General features: G+C 72.0%; 9 protein-coding genes. 8 read left to right on the forward strand and 1 reads right to left on the reverse strand.

What is annotated here, in order from left to right:
• Window positions 1-37 precede the first annotated feature (37 nt).
• The 4 genes from OP04_RS30500 (at window position 38) to OP04_RS30515 (ending at window position 3,360) form a co-directional block, all read left to right on the forward strand.
• Window positions 38-1,156 carry a chitinase gene (locus tag OP04_RS30500; RefSeq protein WP_033343284.1) on the forward strand — a complete coding sequence of 373 codons (1,119 nt, stop codon included), beginning with the start codon at window positions 38-40 and terminating at the stop codon, window positions 1,154-1,156.
• A 163-nt stretch (window positions 1,157-1,319) separates the two neighbouring features.
• Window positions 1,320-2,297, forward strand: coding sequence for a hypothetical protein (locus tag OP04_RS30505; RefSeq protein WP_157240601.1), 978 nt, complete (start codon window positions 1,320-1,322; stop codon window positions 2,295-2,297).
• Window positions 2,298-2,326: 29 nt separating this feature from the next.
• Window positions 2,327-2,731 (forward strand): YbaB/EbfC family nucleoid-associated protein, encoded by a 405-nt coding sequence (locus OP04_RS30510; protein WP_033343286.1) that lies wholly within the window; start codon window positions 2,327-2,329, stop codon window positions 2,729-2,731.
• A 17-nt stretch (window positions 2,732-2,748) separates the two neighbouring features.
• Window positions 2,749-3,360 (forward strand): hypothetical protein, encoded by a 612-nt coding sequence (locus OP04_RS30515; protein ID WP_157240603.1) that lies wholly within the window; start codon window positions 2,749-2,751, stop codon window positions 3,358-3,360.
• Window positions 3,361-3,415: 55 nt separating this feature from the next.
• Here OP04_RS30515 and OP04_RS30520 read toward each other — a convergent pair whose 3' ends face one another.
• Window positions 3,416-4,402, reverse strand: a complete 987-nt coding sequence (locus tag OP04_RS30520) for an MsnO8 family LLM class oxidoreductase (RefSeq protein WP_033343288.1) — start codon at window positions 4,400-4,402, stop codon at window positions 3,416-3,418.
• Between the two features lie 134 nt (window positions 4,403-4,536).
• On the opposite strand from OP04_RS30520, the gene OP04_RS30525 reads away from it, so the two are divergent.
• The 4 genes from OP04_RS30525 to OP04_RS55915 form a co-directional block, all read left to right on the forward strand.
• Entirely contained in the window at window positions 4,537-7,818 is a 3,282-nt protein-coding gene (locus OP04_RS30525) for a DUF4132 domain-containing protein (RefSeq protein ID WP_063746719.1), read from the forward strand.
• Window positions 7,819-7,921: 103 nt separating this feature from the next.
• Window positions 7,922-10,711 (forward strand): PQQ-dependent sugar dehydrogenase, encoded by a 2,790-nt coding sequence (locus OP04_RS30530; protein WP_033343290.1) that lies wholly within the window; start codon window positions 7,922-7,924, stop codon window positions 10,709-10,711.
• Window positions 10,708-12,369, forward strand: coding sequence for a ThuA domain-containing protein (locus OP04_RS30535; protein ID WP_232323790.1), 1,662 nt, complete (start codon window positions 10,708-10,710; stop codon window positions 12,367-12,369). Before OP04_RS30530 ends, OP04_RS30535 begins: the two co-directional genes overlap by 4 nt.
• A 272-nt stretch (window positions 12,370-12,641) precedes the next feature.
• On the forward strand, window positions 12,642-12,740 hold a 99-nt coding region (locus tag OP04_RS55915; RefSeq protein WP_269746693.1), incomplete at its 3' end, for a KUP/HAK/KT family potassium transporter.

Here is a 12,740-nt window from a genome sequence, read left to right on the forward strand (position 1 = left end):
TGTTGCATGAACGCACCCCAGCGGAAGGACTCCCCGCATGCGCTTCCCTGAGCTTCGACGGACCCTGCTCGCCGCCGCACTGAGCTTGACCACCGCCCTCGGCCTCCTCGCGTTCACCGGCCAGCCCGCCTCGGCCGCGACCGGCACGATCACCGGGCTGGCCGGCAAGTGCATCGGCGCGGCGGGCGGCAACACCGGCAACGGCACCGCGATCGACCTCTATCCTTGCGTCGGCGACGCCACCCAGCAGTGGACGCGGCCCGGCGACGGCACCATCCGTACCGCCGGAAAATGCATGGATGTCTCCAACGCCGGCACCGCGGACGGCACCAAGGTGCAGATCTGGGACTGCAACGGCAGCGTGGCCCAGCAGTGGGTGTTCAGCGGCGCCCGCGACCTGGTCAACCCGAACGCGAACAAGTGCCTGGACCTCAACGGCAACTCCTCGGCCGACTTCACGATCGTCCACCTGTGGACCTGCACCGGCGGGGCCAACCAGAAGTGGAACGCGCCGGCCGCGGGCGGTGGCAACCCGGGCGGCTTCGTGGTCACCGAGGCGCAGTTCAACTCGATGTTCCCGGGCCGGAACAGCTTCTACACCTACAGCGGGCTGGTCGCGGCGCTGAGCGCCTACCCGGGGTTCGCCGGCACCGGCAGCGACACGGTGCGCAAGCAGGAGGCCGCCGCCTTCCTCGCGAACGTCAACCACGAAACCGGCGGCCTGGTGTACGTCGTGGAGCAGAACACCGCGAACTACCCGCACTACTGCGACTGGGGTCAGCCGTTCGGCTGTCCCGCCGGCCAGGCCGCGTACTACGGTCGCGGCCCGGTCCAGCTGTCATGGAACTACAACTACAAGGCGGCCGGCGACGCGCTCGGCATCGACCTGCTGAACAACCCGTGGCGCGTCGAGCAGGACCCGGCCGTGGCCTGGAAGACCGGCATCTGGTTCTGGATGACCTCGACCGGCGCCGGCTCGATGACCAGCCACAACGCCATGGTCAACAGCGCCGGCTTCGGCCAGACGATCCGCACGATCAACGGCGCCCTGGAATGCGACGGCAAACGCCCCGACGCGGTCCAGGCGCGCGTGTCGGCCTACCAGCGCTTCACCGGCATCCTCGGCGTCACCCCCGGCGCCAACCTCTACTGCTGAGTGTTCCGGACATCCCGCCCTCCGTCTGTTCCCGGACGGAGGGCGGGGCTGGTCGTGATCGCCTAGCATTCGCCGGGAGCGGAAGAGCGGGGGCGAGGGCGTGGGTGACTTCACGGTAGATCCGGACGATGTGCGGATTCACGGGCGCAGCCTGGGTACGACGGTGGCGGATGATTACGCGGACGCGGCCGGGGAGATCGCGCGGGACAGTGTGATCGACATGCCGGGGTTCGGGGTGGCGTTGTCGCCGCTCGAGGCGGCGTACCTTCAGCGCGTCGACTTCCTGGTCAAGGACGTGCAGGGTGCGGCGGACGTGTGCCGGCAGATCGGCGCGAAGCTGGAGACCGTCGCCGCCCAGTACGAGGCGACGGAGAATCTGCACGTGTCCGGCTTCGGCGGGACGGCGGCGGCGCCGCTGAGCTTCGGCAGTGCGTACGGGCAGACCGGCGTCGGGCGGGCCGTGCAGGATCCGGCCGTGCTGGCCGCGGGCGCGACGATCACGCTGGCGGAGATCGGCGCGATCATGGCGAGCATGTCCGCGTGCGCGGCGCTGTGCCCGACGTTCATCGTGGGCGCGGTCGGTGCGGCGCTGTTCGTGGCGAACCCGGTCGGGATCGCGCAGGCCGGTGCGGACCTGATGCGCCACGGCGACAACGTGCAGAAGGCACTGAACACGAACTTCGACAAGATCTGCGCGGCCGCGACCGGCACCTGGAAGGGCGAGGGCAAGGACGCGTTCATCATCATGGCCACGAAGATGAAGGCGCACCTGGACGAGCTGGGCGCCTATCTGCGTACCCTCGGCGAGGCCCTTCACTCGCTCAACATCGCGCTGACCGGGCTGTGGATCGCGCTGGGCGCGATGACCGTGCCGTTCCTGGTCTGGCTGATCGCGATGCGCGCGGCCCAGATGTTCCCGCCGGCCGCGCCCGCGCTGGAGGCCGTGATCGAGTCGACCGGCGCGGTCGTGGCCGGGTCCGCCCTCACCATGATCGCCGCGGTCAGCGCCGCCGGCGGGCTGGTGTTCACGCTGATCAACACGCTGACCAAGGACTTCCAGAAGCTCATGACGCTGCCGGACGACGGCGCGGCCGGCGTGCCGGACCTGACCGAGTTCCGCGTCGGCGACAACTTCGCCTGACCATCCATACCGAGAATCCGAGGCCACAGATGATCGACCCTGACGTGCAGCGCCGGATCGAGACCATGGCGGAGCAGGCCCAGCGGTTCGCCGCCGGCATGCGCGACCTCAACGGCGAGGGCGCCGACGACGCCGGCCTGGTCCGCGCCGTGTGCGCGCCCGGCGGCCGGCTCGTCGACCTGCAGTTCTCCCCCGAGGCGCACTACACGTCCACCGACGCGCTGCGGGAGGCGATCCTGGCCGCGGCCCAGCGCGCCTCCGACGCCGCCACCAGCGGACTGAACAGCATGGTCGCGGACATGGCCGCCGGCGCCGGCGGTTTCGGCGCGGACGCGCTCGCCCAGGTCCAGGACCAGGTCGTCGCCTACCAGCGCCTGGTCCGCGAGCAGCAGGAACGGGTGGAGGATCTCCAGCGCGGCCTGCACCGCCCGTGATGACGCCGGAGCTGCGCATGCGCCGTCCGCTGCTGCGCCTGGCCGGCACGCTGCGGCCGGTCCGGGCCGGCTACCAGATCTCGCCCGCGCTCATCTGGGCGCAGGTCGGGCTGTTCGTGGTGACCGTGCCGCTGACCGTGCTGCTCGCCCCCGTGCTGGCGCCGGCCGGTCTGGCCTGGCTGCCCTACGTGGCCGCGCCCGCGGTGCTGCTCGGCCCGCCGCTGCTGTACCTGCTGGTCACGTTCGCGTCCGTGGCCTGGCACGCGTCCGGGGCGGGCCGCCCGGTCCTGTCCGTCTCCGACGGCGAGGTCCGCGCCCGGCTGCGCGGCGTGTGGGCGGGCGACGCCGACGACCAGGACTGGTGGGACGTCCGCCTGCCGATACGCGACCTCACCGCCGTCCGCGTCGAGCAGCACCTGCCGTTCGCCCCCGTACTGGTCCTCGACCTGCCCGCCCCGCTCGCCGACGCGCTGCTGGCTGCCGAGCCGACCCGCGTCCTCGCCGCCCAGTGGCAACGCCAGACGTCGAGCCCCGCCGCCTGGCAGGTCGGCCTGTTCGAGGGCCGCCTCACCCGCCGGCGCCGCCTCCGGGCGCTCCTCGACGCGCTGCAGCCGGAAGATCCCTCCTAAAAGATCAAAATCTTTTCGAGGGTACGCCGCACCCGCCCCGATCCCCGCCAGTTGCTCACTGCCCGGCCGCCTTGACCGCGAGTTCGTATGACCGGATCCGCTGCTCCGGGTCGTAGATGTTGGGGTAGAGCATGAGCTCGTCCGCCCCGGTCTCCGCGACGATCTCCGCGAAGCGCCGCCGGACGGTGTCCACCGTGCCGCGAGCCTGCATCGCACCGACCGCCTCCGCATAGCCGCGCCCCTGTTCCGGCAGCTCACGACCGGCCGCCTCCGCCGGCGACCACAGCGCATCCGACCCCGGTGTGGACCTCGCGAGGTCGGTCGGCCGGGCGAGCCACGCCGCCGCCTCCGCGCTGTCCGCCACCACGGCCTCCACCGCGACCATCACGTAGGGACGGTCCGCCCACCGCGAGGCCGTGAACACCTCCCGGTACCGCGCCGCGGTCTCGGCCGACCGGTCCGGGCGTATGTGGTGCGCCAGAACGATCGGCAGGCCGAGCCGGCCCGCCAGTTCCGCACTGGCCGTGCTGGACGCCAGCAGCCAGGGCCGGGCGCCGCCCTCGTCCGGCTGCCAGCCCGCGATGAGCCGCACCCCGGCCTCGCCCGACAGGTACCGCAGCACGCTCTCCACGTCGTCGGCGTACTCCTGCTCCGTCCCCGGCTCGGCGTCGCGCCGGAGCGCGCGCACGATCGACTGGTCGAAGGTCCCCGGGCCGCGCCCGATCCCCATGTCGATCCGGTCCGGGTACAGCGTCGCCAGCGTGGCGAACTGCTCGGCGAGCGCCAGCGGCGCGTGGTTGGGGGCCAGCACGCCGCCGGAGCCGACCCGGATCCGGCTCGTCCGGGCCGCGAAGTGTGCGATCAGGACGGCCGGGACCACGCTGGCGGACAGCGCCGTGCCGTGGTGCTCGGCGAACCAGACCCGGTGATAGCCCAGGTCGTCGAGGCGCCGCACGGTACGGGCGGTCGCCTCGGTCACCTCGGCGGCGGTCCGGCCCCTCTCCGCCACCACGAGCTCCAACGCAGAGAGCACAAAAGTCATAGATCGACCGTATCAACCGGCCGATCGTCCAATTCGGAATCGGGCCTGCCGGACGGGCACCGCACGATCCGCCGGCCGGAGAGGGCTTGTCGTACCCCCTCGATAGAGTGGCGCCGCTGAAGGGGGACAACGGGATGAGCAGCGAAGACGTACTGGTGCCGCCGGCGGCGTACCGGCGGGCCATGCACCTGCGCCGCGGCGGCTGGTTCGCCGACGGCGCGCCACCGGTCAAGCCGGGCGAGTTCCTGACGGAGCATCGCGAGCGCGCCGAGATCGTGCTGCGCCACGACCGGACGCATCCGGAGCTGCGCGAGGCCGGTCTCAAGGCGCTCGCCGATCCGGCGTCCGCGAGCCCGCGGGGCACGGCCGCGCTGGTGGCGGCCGCGGTCGGCGGCGTGTTCTGGGACGACGCACCGGCGGTGGCCGGCGCCGCGGCGTCGTTCGTGGCCGCGCGGGGCGTGCCGTTCCTGGCGCACACCGCGCTGGACCTGGCCGGGATCTCGACCAGCGTGACGCTCGGCCGCGGCGGCGACGACGTCGCCGGCCAGTGGCTGCGGGTGGCGAACCCCGGCCACGTCACGTTGCAGTACTCGGACGTCAAGCGCAGCGAGCGGTTCGCCGCCGAGGCGCGGGCCCGGCTGGCGACCGCGAGCGAGGCGGACCACGCGGCGGCGGAGGCCCTGGCCGTGCCCTACCGGACCGCCGGGCATCCGGCGCAGCGGCTTGCCGCGCTGTTCCTGTTCCCGCACCGGCAGGACTGGCTGGAGGAGGATCTGTCGCTGCTGTCGGCCTGGACCTACGAGACCATGCCCTACCTGGGCGTGCCGGTGCTCGCCTCGATGCGGACCGTCGACCAGCTGGAGCGGGTCATCGCGGTGCTGCCCCCGTGGCTGCTCGACCTGTCCGGGCCGACGCTGCCCACGCTGCTGGACGGCCTCGGCAACGACCTGCTGCCGGTGCTGCTGCGCTGGTGCGACGACCACCAGCTCGGCGCGGACATCGACCGGCGCCTGGTCACCGCGATCAGCGTGCTGCCGACCGACGAGGCCTACACGGCGTTGCTGGACCGGGCCGCGGCCAAGCACGTGCTGCCCGCGCTGCGCGAGGCGACGGACCGGTTCCCGCGGCGCGCGCTGCGGATGCTGGCCCGGTCCGGCGCGCGCGTCACCGACGACCTGCTGCGCATCCAGGTCACCCGGCTCCCCGCGTTGGCGCAGGAGCTGCTGCCGGAGCTGCCGCCCGCGGCCGCGAGCCGGGTGCGCGCGATCCTCGCCGACACCGACGCCGTCGACGCGCCCGTGTCGCGGCTGCCCGCGGTGCTGGTCAGCCCGCCGTGGAGCAAGCGCAAGAGGGCTGCCAAGCCGGTCGTGATCACCGGCCTGACGCCGGATCTGCCGGACGAGGCACGCTGGGAGCCGGGCGAGCGGGAGCGGTTCGCGGAGTCCGACTACTACCAGTTCCGCAGCCGCTATCCGACGGACTTCGATGCGCTCGCGGCGCGGATCCGGACAGGTCAGGCGCGGTACAACGAGGAGATGATGCTGTTCGCGAAGGGGCCGGACGAGCTGGCCCTGCCGCTGCTCGGCACCTGGAGTCCGCGTTATGTGTGGAGTGCCGAGTCCTGGCTTCCGGTGGTCCTGGCCCGGCACGGCGCGGACGCGCTCCCGGCCGCGATCCGGATCGTGCAGAGCAGCGGCGTCGCCGTACCCTCGCTGATGCCCTTCGTCGGTGTTGATCTTGCCGTCGTGATGGCCGGCTGGTTCGCGCGGACGAAGACCATGCGGGAGCCGGCCCGCGCCTGGCTGCGGCGTCATCCGGCCGCGGCGGCCCGCGCGCTCATCCCCGCGGCGGTCGGCAAGGCAGGCGCGGCCCGGCGCGAGGCCGAGACCGCGCTGCGTGCGCTCGACAGAACCAGGATCAACACCGAGGCCCAGCGGTACGGCCCGGAGGTCGCCGCCGCGGTCGAGTCGATGCTGGACACGGACCCGCTGGACGTGCTGCCCGCCAAGATCCCCTCGGTGGACTGGGCGGATCCGGCCACGCTCCCCCGCGTCGCGCTGCGGGACGGCTCCGGCGTGCTGCCGGTCGAGTCGGCCCGGCACCTGCTCACCATGCTGGCGATCTCCCGGCCCGGCGAGGTCTACCCGGGCCTGCCGATCGCGCTGGAGCTGCTGGACCGGGCGGACCTGGCCGTGTTCGGCTGGGGGCTGTTCCGGCGCTGGCAGACCGAGGGCCTGCCGTCGAAGGACGGCTGGGCGCTGGACGCGTTGCGGTGGATCGGCGACGACGACACCGTGCGCCGGCTCGCGCCGGTCATCCGCGCCTGGCCGGGCGAGGGCGGGCACCTGCGCGCGGTGACCGGGCTGGACGTGCTGGCCGCGATCGGCACCGACGTGGCGCTGATGCACCTGCACGGCATCTCGCAGAAGGTGAAGTTCAAGGCGCTGCGGGAACGCGCGGTCGAGAAGATCGCCGAGGTCGCCGCCGCACTGGATCTGACCACCGAGCAGCTGGCCGACCGGCTGGTGCCGGACCTGGGGCTGGCAGCGGACGGGTCGCTGCGGCTGCCGCACGGCACGCGGGAGTTCGTGGTCGGCTTCGACGAGCAGCTGAAGCCCTACGTCACGGACGACGCCGGGAAGCGGCTGAAGTCGCTGCCGAAGGCCGCCACCGAGGCCGCGGCCCGGTTCTCCGCGCTGAAGAAGGACGTCCGCACGCTCGCCGGCGACCAGCTGCTGCGGCTGGAGAAGGCGATGGTCGACGGCCGTCGCTGGTCCGGCGCGGAGTTCCGGACGTATTTCGCGGAGCACCCGCTGCTGTGGCACCTGGCCCGCCGCCTGGTCTGGGCCGTCTACGACGGTGACGTGGTCGCCCACGGTTTCCGGATCGCGGAGGACCGCAGTCTCTCCGATCTGGACGACGCACCGCTCACGGTCGCGGACGACGCCGTGGTCGGCCTGCCGCACCCGCTGGAGCTCGGCGACCGGTGCGCGGCCTGGGCGGAGGTGTTCGCCGACTACGAGATCCTGCAGCCGTTCCCGCAGCTCGGCCGCGAGGTGTTCACGCCGGGCGCGGACGGTTTCGCGGTCTTCCACGACGTCGAGGTGCCGACCGGGCGCGTGCTCGGCATGGAGAAGCGCGGCTGGCGGCGCGGTGAGCCGCAGGACGCGGGCATCCAGGGCTGGATCGAGCGGGAGGTGCGCGGCGGCAGGACCGTGGTCGTCGACCTCAGCCCCGGCATCCCGATCGGCTATCCGGCGGACTTCGAGGACCAGCGGCTGGAGACGCCGTACCTGGGGGACGGGGTCGGGCAGGGCTGGTGGCCGGACGACAAGCGGATCCCGCTCGACCGGCTCGACCCGGTGACCGCGTCCGAGCTGTTCCGGGACCTGACGGAGCTGACCGGCCGGTCCTGACCCGACGGCGGGCCACTTTTGTCGGAGCACACCGAAGTTGTTGCGGCTCTGTCAAAAGTGGCCTAAGGTCGCGTTACATTCCCCCCTCCACCAAGGGGCACACATGTCCTTCAGGCATCGACTCATCTGCATCGTTGGATCACTGGCGCTGGTCGCGATCCCCGTTCCCGCGGCCGCGCACGAGATCGATCCGGCCGACTTCCAGCAGGTCACACTGGCAAAGGGTCTCGCCGAGATGGGTGAGCCGATGGCGATGGCGGTGCTGCCCGACCGCTCCGTGGTGCACACCGCACGGGACGGCACGGTGCGGCGCACGGACGCGGCCGGCACCACCCGCGTGATCGGCACGATCCCGGTCTACACGCACGACGAGGAGGGGCTGCAGGGCGTCGGCGTCGACCCCGGCTTCGCGCAGAACCGGCAGATCTTCCTCTACTACGCGCCGCCGCTGAACACCCCGGCCGGCGACGCGCCCTCGACCGGCACGGACTTCAGCGCCTGGCAGGGCGTCAACCGGCTGTCCCGCTTCACGCTGAACGCGGACTTCACGCTGAACACCGGCAGTAGGGTGGACGTGCTGGACGTCAAGGCCGACCGCGGCCTGTGCTGCCACGTCGGCGGCGACATCGACTTCGACGCGGCCGGCAACCTCTACCTGTCGACCGGCGACGACAGCAACCCGTTCGACTCGGCCGGGTTCGCGCCGCTGGACGAGCGGACCAACCGCAACCCCGCGTACGACGCGCAGCGTACCGCCGCCAACACCAACGACCTGCGCGGGAAGGTCCTGCGGATCACGGTGCAGCCCAACGGCACGTACACCGTCCCGGCCGGCAACCTGTTCCCGCCCGGGACGGCGGACACGCGCCCGGAGATCTACGCGATGGGCTTCCGCAACCCGTTCCGGATGAGCGTGGACAAGCAGACCGGCGTCGTCTACCTCGGCGACTACGCGCCGGACGCGGGCGCCACCGACCCGAACCGCGGGCCCGGCGGCCAGGTCGAGTTCAACCGGATCACCGGCCCCGGCAACTACGGCTGGCCGTACTGCACCGGCACGAACACCACGGCCGAGACCTACAACGAGTGGAACTTCGCCACCAACGCCACCGGGCCGAAGTTCGCCTGCGCGGCCGGCGCCACCAACAACTCGTTCCGCAACACCGGCCGGGCCACGCTGCCGGCCGCCCGACCGGCCTGGATCCGCTACGGCGGCGACGCCGGCGCGCCACCGGAGTTCGGCAGCGGCTCCGAGTCGCCGATGGCCGGCCCGGTCTACCACTTCGACCCGGCATTGAACTCCGCCACGAAGTTCCCGGCCGAGCTGGACAACCACTTCTTCGCCGGCGAGTTCGGCCGCGGCTGGATCAAGCCGATCCACCTCAACGGCGACGGCTCCCCCGGCGGGATCAGCAGCTTCCCGTGGACCGGCAAGCAGGTCATGGACATGGCGTTCGGGCCGGACGGCGCGCTCTACGTGCTCGACTACGGCACCGGCTTCTTCAACGGCGACGCGTTCTCCGCGCTGTACCGCTTCGACTACCTGGCCGGCGGCAACCGCGCGCCGATCCCGGTGGCCGCGGCGAACCCGGCGACCGGGCAGGCGCCGCTGACCGTGGCCTTCTCGTCCGCGGGCTCGTCCGACCCGGACGGTGACGCGCTCACCTACTCGTGGGCGTTCGGCGACGGCGGCACCTCCACGGCGGCGAACCCGACGCACACGTACACCGCGAACGGCACCTACACGGTGACGCTGACCGCGCGGGACCCGTCCGGCGCGACCGGCACCGCCAGTGTGCAGGTCGGGGTCGGCAACACCGCGCCGGTCATCACGATCACGTCGCCCGCGGCCGGGACGCTGTTCTCCTACGGCGACACGATCCCGTTCTCGTTCACGGTCACCGACCCGGAGGACGGCACGATCGACTGCGCGCGGGCCCGGATGACGTACGTGCTCGGCCACGACAGCCACGGCCACCAGATCACCTCGGCCGACGGCTGTTCCGGGCAGATCACCATCCCGGTCGACGGCGAGCACGACAGCGCGGCGAACATCTTCGCCGTGTTCGACGCCGCCTACACGGACGCGAGCGGCCTGATCGCGCACCAGCAGCACATCCTGCAGCCGCGGCACCGGCAGGCCGAGCACTACGCGACCTCGTCCGGCGTCAACACGTTCGCCAAGACCACGGCCGAGGGCGGCCGGTCCGTCGGTGACATCCACAACGGCGACTGGATCGCGTTCACGCCGTACCGGCTGGCCGGCGCCACCTCGTTCACGGCCAGGGTCTCCTCCGGCGGCGCGGGCGGCACGCTGCAGGTCCGGGCCGGTTCCCCGACCGGCACGGTGCTCGGCTCCGCGACCGTACCGGTGACCGGATCCTGGGAGACGTTCGCGGACGTGACCGGCACGCTCAGCGGCGCGTCCACGGCCACGACCACGCTGTACCTGACGTTCGCCGGGTCCGGGACCGCCGCGCTCTACGACCTGGACGCGTTCACCTTCAACAAGGGTGCCGGGCCGGTCCGCGGCCTGGCCGGCAAGTGCCTGGACGTGGCCGGCGCGAACACCGCGGACGGCACGAAGATCCAGCTCTACACGTGCAACAACAGCGCGGCGCAGAACTGGACGCTCACGGCCGGCGGCGCGCTCCAGTCGCTCGGCAAGTGCCTGGACATAGCCGGCGGCGCCACCGCGAACGGCACCAAGGTCCAGCTCTACACGTGCAACAACTCCGCCGCGCAGGTCTGGGCCCCGCAGCCGGCCGGCACGCTGCGCAACCCGCAGTCCGGCCGCTGCCTGGACGTGTCCGAGAACAACCCCGCCGACGGCCAGCAGATCCACATCTGGGACTGCCTGGACGTCGCCAACCAGAAGTGGGTGCTGCCGTGATCGGTCGAATCCTCGCCGCCGTGCTGCTGCTACCGACGGCGGTCCCTGTTCAACAGGCAGATGATCCGTTCGACGTGCTGGTCTTCTCGAAGACGGCCGGGTTCCGGCACGACTCCATCCCGGCCGGCGTGCAGGCGATCCGCGAGCTGGGCGCGGCCAACGGGTTCAGCGTGACCGCGACCGAGGACGCGGGCACGTTCACCGCGGCCGGGCTGGCCGGCTACGAGGCCGTGGTCTTCCTCAGCACCACCGGCGACGTGCTGGACGCGGGCCAGCAGACCGCGTTCGAGTCGTACATCCGCGGCGGCAAGGGCTACGTGGGGGTGCACGCGGCCGCGGACACCGAGTACGACTGGCCGTTCTACGGCGAGCTGGTCGGTGCGTACTTCGCCTCGCACCCCGCGATCCAGCCCGCCGTGATCCGCACCGAGGACCGGGCGCACGCGGCCACCGCGCACCTGCCGCAGGCGTGGAACCGGACCGACGAGTGGTACAACTACCGCACCAACCCCCGGTCCACCGCGCGCGTGCTGTCCACGCTGGACGAGTCGACGTACTCCGGCGGCGGTATGGGTGCGGACCACCCGATCGCCTGGTGCAAGACGCTCGGCGGCGGCCGCTCGTTCTACACCGGCAGCGGCCACACGCAGGAGTCGTTCGCGGACCCGGTCTTCCGGCAGCACCTGCTCGGCGGCCTCCGCTACGCGGCCGGTCAGGCGCAGGCCGACTGCCGGCCGGAGACCGGGTACACGGCGCTGACCAGCGGCTGGGCGCAGGCGGGGCCGGGCGCGTTCACGAACACGGACGGCACGCTCACCTCCACCGGCGGCATGGGGCTGTACTGGCACCAGGCGAAGCAGTTCAGCAACTACTCGCTGAAGCTGGACTGGCGGATGGCCGACGACGACAACAGCGGCGTGTTCATCGGCTTCCCGCCGTCGACCGACCCGTGGTCCGCGGTCAACAACGGCTACGAGATCCAGATCGACGCCACGGACGCGGACGACCGCACCACCGGGTCGGTCTACACGTTCAAGGCCGCGGACCTGGCCGCCCGCGACGCCGCGCTCAACCCGCCCGGCGAGTGGAACACCTACGAGCTGCTGGTCGAGGGCGAACGCCTGCAGATCTTCCTCAACGGCGTGCGGATCAACGACTTCACCAACACGGACCCGGTGCGGTCGCTGGCCGGTCACATCGGCATCCAGAACCACGGCGACGGCGACACCGTGTCGTTCCGCAACATCCGGATCAAGGAGCTCGGGGGTACGCCGCCGCCGGTGAGCGGCCCGGTCGTCGGCCTGGCCGGCAAGTGCCTGGACGTGGCCGGTGGCAACGCCGCCGACCGCACCAAGGTCCAGCTCTACACGTGCAACCAGTCCGCGGCGCAGAGCTGGACCCGGACCGGCGCCACGCTGCGCGCGCTGGGCAAGTGCCTGGACGTGGACGGTTCCGGCACCGCGGACGGCACCAAGGTGCAGCTCTACACCTGCAACAACTCCGGCGCGCAGAACTGGACGCCGCGCACGGACGGCACGATCGTCAACCCGAACTCCGGCAAGTGCCTCGACGTGAGCGAGAACAACTCCCGCGACGGCCAGCAGATCCACATCTGGACCTGCCTCGGCGCGGCCAACCAGCTCTGGCGCCTGCCCTGACCCTGTCAACCACCCCGCCCCGGCGCGGTCGCACACCAGCGGCCGCGCCGGGGCGCTTCTCTGCCTCCTTCGCAAGGAGTCGCCGGGATTTATAACGCGCTTTTCACGCGGGTCGGGACCTTCCGCAGCGTGTGGGCTGGGTACGGTCCCGCGCGAGACGACGTGATCAATACGCGCGTCCGCCCTGGGGAGGTTTTGCGGTGGTCGAGGATCAACAGCCGGCGGCGGCGCCGCACGCGGGCCCGCGCGACGCGGTACGGCTCGCCGCGGTCGTGGGCGCGATCGGTGTCGTGTTCGGTGACATCGGCACCAGTCCGATCTACACGATGCAGATCGTGTTCAACCCGGCCGACCCGCACCCGGTCCCGGTC

Origin of the sequence: Catenuloplanes japonicus, from assembly GCF_000717135.1 — a bacterium.
GTDB classification, from domain to species: Bacteria; Actinomycetota; Actinomycetes; order Mycobacteriales; family Micromonosporaceae; genus Catenuloplanes; species Catenuloplanes japonicus.